The organism is Vreelandella rituensis, assembly GCF_003336665.1.
In the GTDB taxonomy this organism is placed as follows: Bacteria; Pseudomonadota; Gammaproteobacteria; order Pseudomonadales; family Halomonadaceae; genus Vreelandella; species Vreelandella rituensis.
Map to the genome: position 1 here is coordinate 1 of NZ_QPIJ01000067.1, position 16,882 is coordinate 16,882.

The following is a 16,882-nucleotide window of genomic DNA, read 5'->3' on the forward strand; positions in this document are numbered from 1 at the left end:
ACCCGAAACTGGGAGGTAACCGGTCCGGTGTCGCTCAACCCCGGGAAAGTGCAAGAAATCGAGCGTAATAAACAGGCTGCTTAAGCGCAGCTATTTGGACAACTGGGTTGAAAATCACCGCTAGCCTTATCTAAAGGACACCTTGATTGACTCGCTAAAACAAAAGCCTGTTTTGTTCTATCCGCTAGCTAGTATTAGAACCAGCCCTATAAGCCGGGCTCACTTGGATTATATCGAGTTGAACCAGGCTCGCTCGGAGCGTACCCACTTGAGCTTTGCGAACCATATCCACTATGCGAAGAATGCTGGCTGGAACTCCTCAAAAAGCGGGAAACGAGGAATCCTGCTGCAATTACCCCACCCACAAACAGGGCCGGCTCGCGGCGGCTATAACTCTGAGCTTCCTCCCATATACTTTTCGCATCCTTCTGACGAAGCCTCTCTGAGAGGCTGTCCACATTGTTAGCCAGGTTTCTGGCCTGACGCGAGAAATAGGGCTGCTGTTGATTGTCGAACTCATCCGCCATCTTCTGGAAAGCGCTTGAGAGCTTATGCGTCTCTTCGGCGGCGATCTCTTTTTGGCTGTTAAAAAAACTTCTGGCTTGCTGCTGAGCCGCCTCGCCGACTTCCTCCGCCGTCTCCCGGGTACGCTGCTTCAGGTCTTCCGGATTCATTTGGCTATCATCACTGGCGCTACTTGAGGACGAACCACCAGTCCCCTGAGAGCCACTATCTCCCTGAGATACGGATGGTGCATTTGGATCACTATGTTTTCCTTGCTCAATCATTTTCATTCCTCCTTGCACATATCTCATACAAAATAGTTAGCCAAAAAAGCTCTGTAACTAGCTATCCAACCCCATTACCAAGCAAAATCCACCACTAGAACAAGCCACCACCAGAACAAAACACTTCTGCTTTTTTCTTTTTTTTTCTTTAAAAACATGGTATCTGAAGTCCATGACTGCTTGAAATATAGCGGCCTTCAACTTGATGTCAACACACCTAAAAAATCCATTTTTATTAAAATTTGTTAAAAACATAATGCAACTTGTTTTATTTATTGATCAATTTCGAAAAAAACCACCACCACCTTAAAAGCATCCAGACTTAGCGTCCGAGATTCTGGGACTCACTCTTAAGGGTAAAATTTTTATAAACGCTATCCTTATCAAAGCCTGTCTCATGAGCCATAACATCGGCCTTCAATATCATGACACCATTACGTTTTTTCCTTATAAGCTTCCTGTTCTCCAGAGAGGCCATGCAGCGGCTGACATGAACACTGGTAATGCCTAGTAAGTTGCCGATGACGGTCTGAGTAATCGGCATATTAAAAAAACTTTCCGAGAGGTTGACTGAAAAAGACAATCGGGTGTGTATTTCGAGCAAAAAATGCGCCACTCGTTTTTCTGCCTGGTTTTGGGTGCAACTCCTTAAGCGTTCTATCAGAATATTGTCATGTACAATGATAAAGCGTAACACGGCATTACTTACATCATCATTCTCTTGAGCCAAGGCATGTAACGCGCAATACTTCATACTGACCAGCCTGCCATTCGTGAGCATCACTACTTTAGCATTTTCACCCGTCAGGAAACTCTCCCGTAAACCAATGATGTCGCCAGGTAAAAATATATCGACCATTTCACGACTGTCATTTTCCGTAGTAGTAAATAAGCATGCCCAGCCGCTTTCCAGAACATAAATATCCGAGTAAAAGTTTCCTCCAGCTTTCACCACCTGATGTTTTTTAACTTGGAGTCGCCCCCCCCTCTTCTTTTAAAAAAAAGTCTTTATATTCACTTGGAAAATCAGAATATCTTGCCAAACAATTGTAAAAAGCATCAATCTCGGAAAGTTTACCACCCGCCCCATTAGTCACACCCGGCACCCCACCATTAGTTTCACTTGACTTACTCATTCCTTGAGACCTCATAGCTAAACTAGCTTTAAACAAATAACTTTCTATCTTGAAAAGATTCATATTATAAATATTAAGGCACACAGCATTAGTTCCAAAAAATTATAAACCCCAAACCTGAATATTCAATATGGCCAAACCTCATCAAATTTAAGAAAAACTAGACAATGAACTTTATTTGACCGGACACAACTACAAAGTAGAGGAGAGATAGATATCTCTCCACACTACGGCTGTAAAATTTTAAGAAATCTGAAAAATGCTGGCTCAGCGTGCACATACACGACAATTTAGCGGCGTTTTATCATCACGACGCTTTTCCTTACCCCAGCTCCTTGAGCAATACCTTGGATTTTCGCGCCTGGTTATAAGTGTCGCGTTTGAGTGGTGGGAGCTCTTCCAGAGTCGCCGGGCGAAAGCCGTGCTCGACGAACCAGTGAGCCGTGTGGGTGGTCAGCACAAACAAACTGCTTATGCTGTGTTTACAGGCGCGGCGTTCCAAGGCTTCCACCAGCCTTTCACCACGCTCGCCACCCCGATAACTGCTGTGAACCGCCACGCAAGCAAGCTCGGCAATATCACTCTGCGGAAACTCGTGGAGTGCCGCACAGCCGATCACCATGCCGTCACGCTCGATCACCACATAATCGTCGATTTCATGCTCCAGGCGCTCGCGGGAACGTGCTACCAGCATGCCCCGGCGTTCGAGCGGTTCAAGCAGTTCCAGCAGTCCCGCTACATCGCTGAGTTCCGCCGGGCGCAACTGCTCATAGCGATGCTGGGTGATCATGGTGCCCACGCCGTCGCGGGTGAACAGTTCTCCCAGCAAGGCGTCGTGGTTATGCCAGGAAAGCAGATGCGTGCGGACCACGCCTTGGCGTGACGCATTACAGGCAGCCTGCAAGTGACGTCTCAATTCACTGTCGGCTTCAGCATACTCAAGGCGGGGTTCGGCCTCCGCCGGGGTCAGCTGGCGTAACAAGGCCCCCGTTTCATCGCGCAGACCTTCGGATTCCCCCAGCAAAATCAATTTATCGGCATTCAGTGCCACCGCTGTCTGCTGGGCGACCTCCGAGGCATCCAGATCGAACACTTCGCCGGTGCTGGAAAATCCCAGCGGCGAGAGCAACACCAACGAGCCTTTGTCCAGCAGCCCCTGAATGGCGCCACCCCGCACCCGGCGCACTTCACCGCTGTGGTCGAAATCCACGCCATCCCGAACCCCCAGCGGCTTGGCCATGACCAGATTGCCCGAGACCACGGTCAACTCCACGCCATGCAGGGGTGTACTCGGCAAACCCAGCGAGAGCCGCGCTTCCAACCACAGGCGTTGATGCGCCGCGACTTGCTCGACCTGGGCCATGACCGTGGAATCGGCTACCCAGCGGCCGTCATGACGTGTCGGAACGATGCCCGCTGTCATTAGCGCCTGCTGAACCTGGGGGCGAATACCGAACACCACCACCAGGCGTACGCCCAGGGTATGCAACAGGGCGAGGTCCTGAATCAGTTGTTCGCCGCGACCGGATGCCATGGCTTCACCTTCGACAAGGATCACAAAGGTTCGTCCACGGTGCGCATTGATATAGGGCGATGCGTTACGGAACCAGTCAACGAAAGGGAAACGCGTATCCAAGGGCCGCTCTCCGGCAGCAGGTGAAAGAAACTATCCGCCCCTACTTTACCAGACCCACAAAAACGGCGGCACCACTGTCGTGATGCCGCCGTTTTTTTCGTTACGCTTTTCTAGCCGTGGTGAGTCGACTTCAGCCGAAAATGGCCTTGAAAATGAAGAAGAAGACAATCGCCAAACCGGCACCGGCCGGCAAGGTAATCAACCATGACATGACGATGGTACCGATCACCCGCAAGTTAAGCGCTGCCATGCCCCGTGCCAAACCGACCCCTAGAATTGCGCCGACCAGCGTATGCGTGGTGGAAATCGGCAGACCGGTACCCGATGCCAATACCACGGTAGTCGCGGCGGCAAGCGTTGCGGCGAAACCCCGGCTGGGGGTCAGCTCGGTAATCCCGGTGCCCACGGTAGCAATGACCTTGTGCCCGTACGTGACCAGCCCGACCACGATACCGCCACCGCCCAATACCAGCACCCACCAAGGCACCAGGGCGGCACTCTCGATGACACCGTTACTCTGCACCACACTGATCACCGCTGCCAGCGGGCCCACGGCATTGGCCACGTCGTTGGAACCATGCGCAAACGCCATGGCGCAGGCGGTGAAGATCATCAGAACACCGAACACACGCTCGACATTGGCATAGCCGAAGTGGTCTTCGCTGTCTTTCACGTACGTGACCCGACGCTCCATGAGAATGCCCAGGCCCATGATCAACAGCCCCACCACAATGGAGTACAAGAAACTCTGGCCGAAACTTAATTCGAGCCCCACATGCTTGAGCCCCTTGGTCATGGTCACCATGGAAACGATGAAACCAACCAGGAACACATAGCCAGGCACGTAGCGCTTGGCGGCCGCGAAGGGATCATGGTTTTCAAAGATCAAATGATGCACGGACTTGAACAAGATAAAGCCCAGGGAGCCGGCCAATAGCGGTGACACCACCCAGCTGGCGGCAATCATGCTGACTCCGCCCCAGTCGATGGTGTGGGCTCCCAGGCCCACCAGCGCAAAGCCTACGATGGCCCCCACGATCGAATGCGTGGTGGAAACCGGCCAGCCTTTCATGGAAGCGATCAGCAGCCAGGTGGCCGCCGCCAAGAGTGCTGCCAGCATGCCGTAGACCAGTAACTGGGGGTCGTCCTTGAGCAAGGCAGGATCAACGATACCCTTGCGCACGGTATCGGTAACTGCCCCCCCAGCCAACCAGGCCCCTAGAAACTCGAACACCACTGCAATGATGATCGCCTGCTTGATGGTGATCGCTTTTGACCCTACCGAGGTTCCCATGGCATTGGCTACGTCATTCGCACCGACGCCCCACGCCATGAAGAAGCCGAATAGACAGGCCAGAATGATGAATACTTCACTGTACTGGGTAATGATCAGCATAAGGACCCCTTAGCGCGCTGTCAGAATCTGTAACCGACTACCTACGCGCTCGGCGCGGTCGGATAGCTCACCTACCCAATCGATGATCTTGTACAGAAAAACCACATCCACTGGAGGCAACTCGCTTTCCAATTCGAACAGCAAACGGCGAATCGCTACTTGTTGGCCATCCGCTTGATGTTCCAGGGTATGCAGCTCACGAATCATGTTCTGCATGACATCCGAGACATTGCGGCCGAAGCCGGATTCAAGCAGGTCCTTGAGTTCTTCCAGCGCTTGACGCGCCTGGGCCACGCAAGCCACCGAGGTACGTATGTAATCGCGCATCGGGTCGGCTAATGCATCCGGCACCCGCATCTTGCGTCCCAGCATGATGCCGGTAATGTCGCGTACCTTGTTGGCTATCTTGTCCTGTACGCTGATCAGGTCGAGCAGATCCGAGCGCGACACCGGCAAGAACATGGTACTGGGCAGATTCAAGCGCAGGTCGGTCTTGAGCTCATCGGCCTCGTGTTCGAGGCGCGTGACGTTCTCACGCAGTTCAGTGGCGGTGTTCCAATCCTCCTGCAAGGATGCTTCAAAAAACGGCAGAAGTTGATCGGCACATTCATTGGCCTTGACGATGTGGGCCAGCAGCGGCTGAAATGGCGAGCGGCCGAACATCGCGGAAAAAGGGTTGGTGGTTACCATAATGCCTTTAAGCCTATTTTCGGGGGAGCCTGGAAATGGCGGCGCCAGTATAAAGACTGCATACGGTGCCGTCATGAAAAGTTCATAATGTCATCAAAAATTCATCAAAATATCATGCAAACGAGGTGGCAATGTGGCAACAAATAGTAAGAACACTCGGGAAGTCGAACTGAAACTGGCACTGGCCGAAGACGGCTCCGAGGCACTCGCCACGCATGCCTTGCTGGACTCTCTGCCTTGCCGCCGGCAGCAGCTGACCAATACCTATTTCGACACCCCGGAAGGCATACTGGAAAATGCCCGCATGGCATTGCGCCTGCGTCAGGTAGATGGCCGCACCCTACAAACATTGAAAACCTCAGGCAAGGGTGGTGGCGGCATGTCCGAACGCGGCGAATGGGAATGGGAAGTCCCCGCCGGTCAGCTTGACCTTGACGGCCTGAGCGCGCTTCCCGTGATGCAAGGCTGGAAAAGCTCAGCACTTGAACGGCTTGCCCCCCGCCTACAGACGAATTTCACCCGTACCACCTGGCAACTCGATGCGTCGGGAAGCTCTATGGAAGTGGCACTCGATCAAGGGGAAATTCGTGCCGGCTCGCATCGTGCAAACATCCACGAAGCTGAACTCGAACTTGTCAAAGGCGACCCCCAGGCACTTTGGACAGTCGCGCTTTCCCTGGCTGAAGCTATCAGGTTACGTCCCGCCGACATGAGCAAGGCAGCGCGGGGCAACGCCCTCTTGCAGCAGCATTGGGCATTGCCGGAGGCAGAAACTCCCGCTCAATGGTTGCATCGTGCCACTGTGGCACTGGATGCTTACCACGACAGCACGGATGGCTATTTTCTCCGGGCATCCCATGAGGCCTTGCGGGAATTGGCACACCATCAGGCGCTAGACCGCAAAGAACGGCAATTGGCCGAACGCTTAATCTCGCAACTAGGCGATAATGGCGAGTTTTCTGCGGCATTCGGCCAGGCGGCACTGAAGCTCTCGCGTCACATGGCGTGCAAAACCATGCTTAGCTGAAAAAATTCAGCAAAAGCCTCATTTCGGCCAACGGCCTTTACCGCTTCTTTGCAGGACCAAACAACTAGGGATACAGCATGGAGTCTGGATTAAAACCGGCTAGCGTAGGGCTTCGCACGCGTCTGTTTCAGATCATTTTCGAGTCCGATACACCCCTTGCCAAGGGTTTCGATATCGCCCTGATCACGGCTATCTTGATAAGCGTCATGGTGGTGATCCTCGATAGCGTCACTGACCTTCATTTACGTTTCGGTAGTTTTTTTTACTATCTCGACTGGGCGCTGACGCTGCTGTTCACCGTGGAAATTGCCCTGCGGATTTACTGTCTGGAGCGGCCCTGGCTATACCTTAAAAGCTTTTACGGCATCGTGGATATCATCGCGGTACTTCCCACCTGGCTGGCGCTACTGTTCCCCGGGATTCAGATTCTCGTGCTGGTTCGCATGCTGCGAATACTGCGGATATTTCGCGTACTCGGTTTGTTTACCTTTGTCGGCGAAGCCCAGTTGTTGCTGGATGCACTGAAGCGCAGCCTACGCCAGATGTTGCTGTTCTTCTGCAGCATTTTCATGCTGGTGACATTGTTCGCCTCGCTGATGTTCTTGATCGAGTCTCCCGCGTCAGGCTTCACCAGCATTCCAATATCCATTTACTGGGCAATCGTCAGTCTGACCACGGTAGGCTACGGCGATATCGTTCCAGCAACCCCGCTAGGCCAAGCGATCACGGTGGTGCTGATGCTCATCGGCTACTCGATCATCGCCGTACCCACCGGGGTGTTTTCCGCGCAAGTCATTCGCTCGATCCGCGAGGAACGCTATTCCGATGAAGCCTGTCCCGGCTGCGGCCATGACCGCCATGAAAAGAAAGCACGTTATTGCATGCAATGCGGCACTTGGTTGGATGAAACCACCGAAGACCCTCACGAGCCGCAATAAAGAGCAGGTGAAGCATCGATTATTACGTTTGCTTAAGCTTTAAATGGCTCAACATTACCCCGGCCTTCACGCAGTATCTTGGGCGGCAGTTCGCGTAGATCGATCACGCTGGTGGGTTCAAGGTGGCAAGCACCGCCGTCGATGATCGCATCCAGATGGGCGGCGAAACGCTCACGGATCTCTTCCGGATCGGTCATGGGCAACTCTTCGCCCACCGGAATCAAGGTGACGCTCATCAAGGGTTCACCCAGGGTATCCAGCAATGCATGGGTAATCCGGTGGTCCGGTACGCGTACCCCGATCGAACGCCTCTTGGGGTGTAACAACCGTCGCGGCACTTCGTTGGTGGCATCCAGAATGAAGGTATAAGGGCCGGGCGTGTGCGCTTTCAACAAACGAAAAACGTCGTTGTCCACTTTGGCGTAAGTGCCAATCTCGGAAAGATCTGAACACACCAGCGTAAAGTTGTGCTTGTCATCCAGCGAACGTAACCATTTGATCTTATCGATGGCTTTCTTGTCGCCGAGATGGCAACCCAAGGCATAACCTGAATCAGTGGGATAGGCCACCACGCCGCCTTTGCGAATGATCTCGATCGCTTGATCAATCAAGCGCTTTTGGGGGTTTTCCGGATGAATCTGGAAAAATTGGCTCATGCAGTACTCCTATGACCGTAAGGAACCAGTGTGTCCGTAAGGAACCAGGCATTAAAACCCATGCCTGTCACCGCCTAGCATAACCGAACGGCTCAGCCGGCAGCCAACGGGCCGGGCTCGGCCTGATCAAGATGCAGCAATCTTGGATGCCGCCACACAGGGCGTGCCGCGGTACGTGGCACCGGGCTCATGCTTCCCGGCGCTAGATGCCCACCGGGGAAATGAAAGTCGCTACCCAGCGAGGCGTAGAGTTCACGCTCATCGAGCTGGCGCGCCAAGTCACGGGTGGCATCGGGATTCTGATACCCACTGACCAGTTCCACCGCCTGCCCCCCTGCGGCCTTGAAAGCATCCAGTAGCAGGCCGCGCTTGCGTCGGGTCAAGCCATGGCGCATGGGATGCGCCAGCACCGCAACGCCTCCGGACGCCACGATCCAGGCCACCACCTGCGCGATTTCCGGCCAGTGAGATTTGACATCACCGCGCTTTCCGCTTCCCAGGTAACGTTTGAAGGCGGTCGCGACATCCGGCACCATTCCCGCCGCCACCAAGGCATTGGCAAAGTCAGGCCGCCCCAGCGGCCGCTCGCTGCCCGCCTGTTCACGCGCCCGGGCCAGCGCATTTTCCAGCCCCAGCTTCTCCAGGCGTTCGGCAATCACTTCGCCGCGAGCGATACGTGCCAATCGCTGCTGCTCGAGCGCCTCCACCAGCGGCCCCTGCAAACCGCCGGGCAGCAAGGCCACCACATGGATATTGATGCCCTGCCAGCGACTGGATAACTCAGTGGCCGGTACCAGGCAAATGCCTGCTTCACGAGCCGCTTCACCGGCCTCGAGCACGCCATCCATGGTGTCATGGTCACTTAACGCCATATGCGTCAAGCCGCGTTCGGCGCACAGTTTGACCAGTTCCATAGGCGAAAGCGCCCCATCGGAAGCTGTGGAATGCATGTGCAGGTCGATATAATAGCGTTGCTCGGCGGCAAACGCACAAGGTAATACGGGCATAGGAATGACGCCGTCCGGCGAGTTTGTCAAAATAGGATGTCGTTAACGACGCGCCCGAATATGGTGCGCGCTTGCGCCCGCGTGGTCAATCACGCCGGGCTTTCCCAAGGAGTTGTCCCATGCTGTATGCCATTATCAGTGAAGATGTACCCGATAGTCTGGAAGGACGTCTCGCCGCACGACCGGATCACCTGGCTCGCCTGGAAGCCTTGCGTGATGAAGCACGCCTGGTGCTGGCCGGCCCGCACCCGGCGATTGATGCCGAAACTCCCGGCGATGCTGGCTTCAGCGGTAGCTTGGTGATTGCCGAATTCGAAAGTCTGGAAGCGGCGCAGGCCTGGGCGGAGGTCGATCCCTACATGATTGCCGGCGTTTATGCACAGGTAACGGTAAAGCCTTTCAAGAAAGTCTTGCCCTGACCCCTCGCCCGGCCGCTTATACCCGCTTATACCCGCTTATACCCAGGATAGGCACAGTTTTCACCACCCCAGGCATCTTGGCTGGGGTTTTGCACAAACCCTGTGGAAAACTCTGTTGAAAGACGGCGGACGCTTTGTGCTAAGCCAGAGCTCGCGGCACTGTCCACCGATTGATTATTTTTTAACCTATTTTGACGACTGTCGATGATGACCGATCTTAGTCTTGATGGGCTTTGATGTTTCTCATCTGCCATTTCATGCGTTTGCATTTTTCTAATCAAAAGGGGTGTCGTGCGTGTCTCATCGCTTTCCCGCTCTACCGCCACTGACCCATCTGGCGCCACCCCCTCTGGACTGGCAAGACGGTGCGCCCCACTCCCGCACTTTCGATGATGTGTATTTTTCGCGCCAAGATGGACGTGCCGAAACCGAACATGTGTTTCTGCATGCCAACCGACTGCCCGAACGCTTCGCCCAGTGGGCGGCTCCCCGTCCATTCGTGATCGGTGAAACCGGGTTCGGTAGCGGCCTGAACATGCTGTGTGCCTGGGCCTGCTTTGAAGCGCATTCCCCGCCCGGCGCGCGGCTGCATCTGATTTCCACCGAAAAATACCCCATGAGACGCGCAGACCTTGCACAGGCACTTTCCGCCTGGCCCACGCTTGCCGAGCATGCTCGGGTATTACTGGAACAATGGCCGCCTTGCATCAGCGGCGTTCATCGGCTGTGGTTAAGCGATGCGGTCACCCTGGACTTGCACTTCGGCGATACCACCGAGCGCCTGCAGTTGCTCGACGGCCTTGTGGATGCCTGGTTTCTGGATGGTTTCGCCCCTTCCAAGAATCCCCAGATGTGGCAACCCGAGCTTTTCGATGCCATGGCGGCACGTTCTCGACCCGGGGCCACTTTTGCAACGTTCACCTGTGCGGGCATCGTCAAGCGTGGCCTGAAAGCGGCAGGCTTTGCCTGGCGAAAAGAGCCGGGATTCGGGCGCAAGCGAGAAATGCTTGCCGGTGAAATCGTTGCGCCGCCTGCCGACCAGCGTCGCAAGGCTACTCCCTGGTTCACTCCCCCAGCGCTTCAGGCCACGTCGCATGTCGCGGTGATCGGTGCAGGTATCGCTGGCACCAGCGTCGCCGAGGCCCTGGCTCGGCGGGGTGTCCGCGTCACCTTGCTGGACCGCGACGCTCCCGGCGCGGGTGGCTCGGGCAATCGCCAGGGGGCGCTTTACGTCAAGCTGGCGGCACAGACCAATCTTCAGAGCCGCTTTTATCTGGCAGGCCTGATGCACAGCCGCCGATGGCTGACGCGTCTCGACCCCGAACAGCGGTTATGGCGAGATTGCGGGGTGACGCAACTCGCGTTGACCGCAAAGGAAGCGCAACGCCAGGCACGTTTTGCTCGCGACCATGAGTTTCCAGACACGCTAATCGAAGCGTTGAGCCCTGTTCAGGCGGGAGCGCGCATCGGCATACAAGTGGAGGCCACCGGCGCGCTGGATTATCCACAGGCAGGCTGGGTCCGCCCCCAGGCGCTGTGCGACCACCTGGCTCAACGCCCCGGCATCCACTTTCGAAAGGCCGAGGTGGCCAGTCTGAAAGCACAGAATGAGGGCTGGTGGCTGACGCTGGAAAACGGCGAAACGCTGCAGGCGAACCAGGTAGTGATTGCCACCGCTAGCCTGGCCGACAGCTTTCACCAGACGCGTCAATTGCCGCTACAAGCGGTACGCGGACAGGTAACGCAGCTTATCTTGCCTTCATGTGTCGCCAATCTGAAACGTGTGGTCTGCGCGGGTGGGTATGTGTCCCCGGCCTGGGAGGGAGTGCTGACCTTTGGTGCCAGTTTTATTCCCGGCGACACCCAAAGCGAGCTGCGCGAGGCAGAACATCAAAGCAACCTTGAAGAACTCAAGCGTACTCTGCCCTCGTTGGTGGAGGCACTGGAAAAGGCGGGGGCAACGCTCGACCCAACCCAGTTGACCGGCCGAGCAGCGATACGCGCCGCGAGCCCCGATAAAACCCCCTATGCCGGGCCGGTGCCCTATGCCGAAGCCTGGCAGACGGACTACGCCCTACTCCGCAAGGACGCCGGCCAGGTAGGCCTGACGCCCGGGCGACATCATGCCGGCTTATGGATCAGTGCCGCTCATGGTTCGCGGGGGCTGGCCAGCGCTGCGCTGTGTGCCGAGGTGATTGCCTCACGCATGTGTGATGAGCCCCTGCCGCTTGAAGCGCCGTTGGTCGACCACCTGCACCCCGGCCGTCGCCTGATCAGCGCGCTAATTCGGCAACCACCGGCATGAATTCCGGCACCGGGCGGCCCAGGTGGTAGCCCTGGCCGTAATCGATGCCCAGTTCCGCGACGGCATCCAGCACATCCTGGTCTTCGATGAACTCGGCGATGGTGGCCACTTTCAAGCTCTTGGCCAGGGTGACGATGCTCTTGACGAAGGCCATGTACTTGTCATCGGTCAGCATGTTTCGGATGAACTCGCCTTCGATCTTGATCACATCGATGGGGAACTGCTTGAGATAATGAAATGACGAGAAGCCCGAGCCGAAGTCATCGATGGCAAAGCTGAACCCCTGCATTTTCAGGTCGAGCACGAACTGTTCGAGCAATTTGAGATTGCTCACCGTTTCACGTTCGGTCAGTTCGAACACGATCCGCGAAGAATCGATCTTGTAATCCAACGCCAGCTGGTGGATTCGGCCGATGAATTCACTGATGATCAAGGAGCGCGGCGACAGATTGATGAACAGGGTGCCTTGGTAATTCTGCTCATGAATCTGAGCGAAGGCCTTCTCGATCAGCAGATAGTCCATGCGGTGAACCACCCCGATGCTTTCGGCAATATCGATGAACTCTCCCGCGGGGATGATGCGACCGTCCATTTCGATGCGCATCAGCAATTCGTGAATGTGCGTTTCACCGGTGACCACGTCCACAATCGGCTGGAAGTAGGGCACGATGCGTTTTTCTTCCAGGGCGTTGAGTACCATCTGGTTCTTTTCACCCACTTCCCGATAGATCGCGGCGACTTCGTCTTCTTCCGGCAATGCCAGGCAGTTTTTGCCCATGCGCTTGGCTTTGTACATCATGTTATCGGCGAGCAGGAAGAGGTCTTTGGGGTCTTCCGCGTGCTGTGGATACACCGCGATGCCCACCGAGGTGGTCGCCCGTACTGGTGAGCCGTCCGGCGCCATCAACACTACCCTGGCCAAGTCCTGGGTGATGCGCTGCGCCACCGAATACGCCTGGGATTCCCCGGTATCCGACAGGATCACGGTGAATTCGTCGCCGCCATAGCGGGACAGGAAATCCCCCGGGCGGACACTGTCGTGCAACGCCTTGGCGAACGCCTGCAGGAATTGATCACCGAAGGCATGCCCGTGGCGGTCGTTGACCAGTTTGAAGTTGTCCATGTCCAGCATCAGCAAGCTGAACGATTCCTTATGTCGCTGGGCACGGCCGATCTCATAGTGCAGCAGATCCTTGAACACGCGCTGGTTGTGCAAGGCGGTCAGAGGGTCGCGAGTCGCGTAATACTCCAGGTCCTGGGTGTACTTGTAGATGGCCTTCACCGAGCCGACCAGGTTCAGCAGCGTGGATAAGATACCGTCTATCACGATATGCCGGATGGGATCCTGGGCGATTTCCGACTGCACACCGATCCCCACTACCCCGCCGATTCGCGGTGCATCGAGCAACAAGGACTTGGTCTGCAATTCGATATCTTCCGGCGAAATGGTACAGACATCCGAATTCATTTCGTCGAGATGGCTCAAGCAGACGCTGTGGTGGGTAATGCGAATCACCGCGATGCCGTGATTGAAGTGTGGCTTCTGTTCAAGCTGCCGAGTGACGATGGTCTCGAAGAGCTCCCGGTCACCACGGGTGGGTTCGCGGTACCAGAACACCTCCATCTCGTAACCTTCATCCTCCACCTGGAAAATGGTGATCAGTGAATGCGCATCGATGATGGTATTGATATCCACCAATAGTTCCTTGATGAATTCGCGCCAGTCACGCACCACATCCGAGGTAATGATGAACTTGCTCAGCAGTCGAATCTCGAATTCGAGAATATCCTTATCGACGGCCACGTCCTTGAGTCGCTGAGCCAGACCATTGATGTCACCGAAGGCATCGTTGAGTTCCTGGAAGTGCAGATCGACATCACTCACGTCCAGGGTACGAAAATCCTTGACCGTATTGACCGAGAGTAGACGCTGACGAAACTTGTCCAGCGCATTCTTGACCCGCCGTGCCGCCATTGATGAGACCATGCCGGCAATGAACAGCACCACCAGCGATACCACCATGAAAAGTATGATGTACCCCTGCCGGGCTTCGGCGGTAAGCGGGCTCATGTCATGATGAATATCGATCACCCCCAGCACATCGCCGAGGTTGGCGTTGGTGTGACAACTCAGGCATTCATCACGCGCCACCATGGGATAGATACGCCGCGTCACCCCCTCCTCATGGGAAACCCCTTGGCCGCCATTGGCAAAGGCGTTTTGTATATCCCGGTCCATCACCGGTTGCTCGATCGCCCCGTAAAGCTCGGTCACCAAGGAGCCGCGATAGATTTCGATATTGAAAGGCGAGTTTTCATGGGCCGCCTTGGTGGCGTCGATGAAGCTTTCCAGGTCATCGCGGGTCCACCCTTGGCGCATGACCTGAAACATGGAATTGAATGTCTGTTCGGCGAGATTTTCCGCGGTTTGTGACGCTTGGCGGCGCATGATGTCTTCGTACAGCAGCGAGGCTGCCAAGGTAACGCCCAGAAACACCGCCAGCGAGGACGCCAGAATGACCAGGAAGACGAACCCTCTCAGGGTGGTAAGCGGCGTAAATACGCGACGTGACCAGATATCCATAAACGTATATCGCCTAAGCAGCCAAAAATGAGCAAGGCAATCACCTTGCCTTTGTTAGAGGCGTCAGAGTAAGACAGAGGAATCCGGTATTAAAGACGATCTTGGTCGAGCTGGTACTAAAGAATTAAACAGCTTGATCCAGGTCAATAGTGTTGACCTTGCTTGCTCTTCGTCATCAGTCAGTCACCGAACAAGACGCTGATAGACCCTCGAACAGCCGCAGCCAAGACACCAAGACACCAAGACACCAAGACCTGCAGATGAACCAGCCCAGGAAAACATGGATCAAGAAGCACGGTTTGATTATTTCGGGCGTACCTCAGCTAATATAGTGAACTCAAGCAGCCAGTCACTGCCGATCAGAGGTTGATCCCCACAAGCCAATCAACGCTTTCGGAAGGGACACTTCTGAAAGAAACATACCCTGATGGGGATGAGATAATGAATTCAGGTTGGTCGTGAGTCCATGCGCTGGATATCGCGGATCAATGTCTCAAAATGATATGTCCAGGATAGGAGTATTCATGGTGCTTTCAAAAGACGAGGAATCGAGAGTGATAGAAATGGCATGGGAGGACAGAACGCCATTCGAAGCGATTAAGCATCAATTTGATTTAGACGAACCTCAAGTCATAGCATTAATGAGAAATAGCCTGAAACCTAAGAGCTTCAAGATATGGCGACAAAGAGTGACTGGCCGCGCAACAAAGCACCTGAAACTTCGTAGCCCGGCAGTAGGCAGGTGCTACTGCCCAACGCAATACAAACATCGGTGACTGCTCTCCACCCTTGGGACGGAGCTTCCCACTTCTTAGGCAGCAACCGGCGATATGCCGGATTTACGCGAGCCTCCATGGGTAGGCTCGACCGCCAGCACCAGGACAGGGGTTATTCCCGTGTTCTGACCACCAACGGCCTGCCTCCGAACGCAGCATGCACCTTTCAATGCACTACGCTCTCCAGATTGGTAAACCGCAACTACTCATAAAGCCGCCTCAAGGTTGGCGTACCAAGCCATCGGCATGCCGTCGTAGTGTCCTCGATGGATGTGCCAATGGCATTCATGGCAAACGGGAATTTGCTTCCTGTTAATACTAGCCATGACTTTTGTTACACCTTTAACCTTGTCACCCATCTTGCGTATATGTCTGACGTGGTGCATTTGCACCCTGTCGTTGCTCGAACATATCACACAGACTTTCCCGAGCTTGGAGCGCGAGCGTAGGTTGAAGTATTTATCCCAGGTGTCGGGGTTCAGGCCTGGAATTCCCGTAAGGAATTTCCCTGATACTTTGAGAGTTCCAGGGGGGCAAAACCGAACTACTTCCCTACCTTTTCGAGCATTTCGATGGGCGATGATATGGCCATTTCCAGCCTTGAAGACAGCTCTTACTGAGCTCCTTCGTCGTCTGGCGATGGTGTGGGCCAGGGAAAACTGGAGTATGTACACTACCTCTTGGAGGCGCGCTCTGTTATTGACGAATGAGTAGTAGTTCAGCATTCCGTTGAGGACTGCATTATACCTTTGAACAATTTCCCATTCTTCAAATGACAGCCAGTTAGCCTTGGCAATGGGAAGGTGATCGGTTTTTTTGCAGAATCCTTTATCCGCTAGTTTTCTGATAAGCTCTGGCACTGGCGCCATCATGCTGATTTTTCCAGTACCTTCTCTTCTGGTCGTGTTTTTTTCGTTACTCTTGGATTTGCAAAGACGACCTTTCTGAGTTTTTATCAGGGTTCCTAGGAACCTAGCGGATTCAGTTCTGGTGTGAGTTATTAAGGTCTTTTCCTCGGAAAGGTCAAGACTCAATTCCTCTTTGAGCCAGGTGGCGGCTCTCCTCTTTAAGTCTTCGGAGATCTGCTTTGGCCCAGTTACACCGATCATCCAGTCATCAGCGTAGCGAACATATTTAATTCTGATCCAACCGTCTAGGTAGTGCTTAGTAGTAAGCCTTGCCTTCAAATTGGATTTCAGTTCTCTAACCACGTCCTCACGTTTCTCTCCCTTGCGGAGCGGTGTCTTCCCATCTAGTTTTTCTCTGAGCCTACGGCATTTGCTTTCAATGCGTCTGCTGGAGGGGTTCCTGACCGCAGTCGGCTCTTTCGATTCCAACTCATCCCGCCATTTGTCGACCTCGCGGTCGAATTCATGGAGATAGATGTTGGCCAGTATGGGGCTGATAGCACCGGCAACAATCTAGCAAACTCTGGGGTAAAGTGGGGTCTACGCATCGCGCGAGGATGCTTGGCAACCCATTTCACGGGGCATCCAGATGTCGAGATAACGTTCCTCATTGATG

General features: G+C 54.7%; 15 protein-coding genes. 5 read left to right on the forward strand and 10 right to left on the reverse strand.

From position 1 onward, the window contains the following. Positions 1-206 precede the first annotated feature (206 nt). From DU506_RS18560 to DU506_RS18580, 6 genes are all read right to left on the reverse strand, one after another. A complete protein-coding gene (locus DU506_RS18560) occupies positions 207-788 on the reverse strand; it encodes a hypothetical protein (RefSeq protein ID WP_114488360.1) in 582 nt (193 codons plus the stop codon). Positions 789-1,110: 322 nt separating this feature from the next. Next, entirely contained in the window at positions 1,111-1,740 is a 630-nt protein-coding gene (locus DU506_RS18565; RefSeq protein WP_181870819.1) for a Crp/Fnr family transcriptional regulator, read from the reverse strand. A 13-nt stretch (positions 1,741-1,753) separates the two neighbouring features. Further along, on the reverse strand, positions 1,754-1,924 hold the full coding sequence (locus DU506_RS21775) for a hypothetical protein (RefSeq protein ID WP_181870820.1): 171 nt from the start codon (positions 1,922-1,924) through the stop codon (positions 1,754-1,756). Positions 1,925-2,246: 322 nt separating this feature from the next. Continuing rightward, the gene (argA, locus tag DU506_RS18570; protein WP_114488362.1) at positions 2,247-3,560 is read right to left on the reverse strand and encodes an amino-acid N-acetyltransferase; all 1,314 of its coding nucleotides are present in this window, start codon (positions 3,558-3,560) and stop codon (positions 2,247-2,249) included. Between the two features lie 130 nt (positions 3,561-3,690). After that, the gene (locus DU506_RS18575) at positions 3,691-4,956 is read right to left on the reverse strand and encodes an inorganic phosphate transporter (RefSeq protein WP_114488363.1); all 1,266 of its coding nucleotides are present in this window, start codon (positions 4,954-4,956) and stop codon (positions 3,691-3,693) included. 9 nt (positions 4,957-4,965) lie between these two features. Beyond that, positions 4,966-5,646 (reverse strand): TIGR00153 family protein, encoded by a 681-nt coding sequence (locus DU506_RS18580; protein WP_114488364.1) that lies wholly within the window; start codon positions 5,644-5,646, stop codon positions 4,966-4,968. A gap of 133 nt (positions 5,647-5,779) precedes the next feature. Here DU506_RS18580 and DU506_RS18585 point away from each other — a divergent pair, with 133 nt between their 5' ends. Continuing rightward, positions 5,780-6,673 carry a CYTH domain-containing protein gene (locus DU506_RS18585; RefSeq protein WP_114488365.1) on the forward strand — a complete coding sequence of 298 codons (894 nt, stop codon included), beginning with the start codon at positions 5,780-5,782 and terminating at the stop codon, positions 6,671-6,673. A gap of 77 nt (positions 6,674-6,750) precedes the next feature. Beyond that, positions 6,751-7,611, forward strand: coding sequence for an ion transporter (locus tag DU506_RS18590; RefSeq protein WP_114488366.1), 861 nt, complete (start codon positions 6,751-6,753; stop codon positions 7,609-7,611). A 32-nt stretch (positions 7,612-7,643) separates the two neighbouring features. Here the strand turns inward: DU506_RS18590 and DU506_RS18595 are convergent, their stop codons facing one another. Together DU506_RS18595 and DU506_RS18600 are read right to left on the reverse strand one after the other, a co-directional pair. Then, complete coding sequence (locus DU506_RS18595) at positions 7,644-8,267, reverse strand: L-threonylcarbamoyladenylate synthase (protein WP_114488367.1); 624 nt, start codon at positions 8,265-8,267, stop codon at positions 7,644-7,646. Positions 8,268-8,359: 92 nt separating this feature from the next. Beyond that, positions 8,360-9,274, reverse strand: coding sequence for a PHP domain-containing protein (locus DU506_RS18600; RefSeq protein WP_114488368.1), 915 nt, complete (start codon positions 9,272-9,274; stop codon positions 8,360-8,362). Positions 9,275-9,393: 119 nt separating this feature from the next. Between DU506_RS18600 and DU506_RS18605 the strand changes: the two genes are divergently transcribed. Both DU506_RS18605 and mnmC read left to right on the forward strand, forming a co-directional pair. Next, positions 9,394-9,693 (forward strand): YciI family protein, encoded by a 300-nt coding sequence (locus DU506_RS18605; protein ID WP_114488369.1) that lies wholly within the window; start codon positions 9,394-9,396, stop codon positions 9,691-9,693. 295 nt (positions 9,694-9,988) lie between these two features. Then, on the forward strand, positions 9,989-11,998 hold the full coding sequence (gene mnmC / locus DU506_RS18610) for a bifunctional tRNA (5-methylaminomethyl-2-thiouridine)(34)-methyltransferase MnmC2/FAD-dependent 5-carboxymethylaminomethyl-2-thiouridine(34) oxidoreductase MnmC1 (protein ID WP_114488370.1): 2,010 nt from the start codon (positions 9,989-9,991) through the stop codon (positions 11,996-11,998). Here the strand turns inward: mnmC and DU506_RS18615 are convergent. After that, positions 11,967-14,582 carry a putative bifunctional diguanylate cyclase/phosphodiesterase gene (locus DU506_RS18615; protein ID WP_114488371.1) on the reverse strand — a complete coding sequence of 872 codons (2,616 nt, stop codon included), beginning with the start codon at positions 14,580-14,582 and terminating at the stop codon, positions 11,967-11,969. The genes mnmC and DU506_RS18615 overlap by 32 nt on opposite strands. 524 nt (positions 14,583-15,106) lie before the next feature. Here DU506_RS18615 and DU506_RS18620 point away from each other — a divergent pair. After that, complete coding sequence (locus DU506_RS18620) at positions 15,107-15,358, forward strand: TIGR03643 family protein (RefSeq protein WP_114488372.1); 252 nt, start codon at positions 15,107-15,109, stop codon at positions 15,356-15,358. Positions 15,359-15,564: 206 nt separating this feature from the next. Here DU506_RS18620 and DU506_RS18625 read toward each other — a convergent pair whose 3' ends face one another. Then, complete coding sequence (locus DU506_RS18625; RefSeq protein ID WP_114488373.1) at positions 15,565-16,695, reverse strand: group II intron reverse transcriptase/maturase; 1,131 nt, start codon at positions 16,693-16,695, stop codon at positions 15,565-15,567. Positions 16,696-16,882 lie beyond the last annotated feature (187 nt).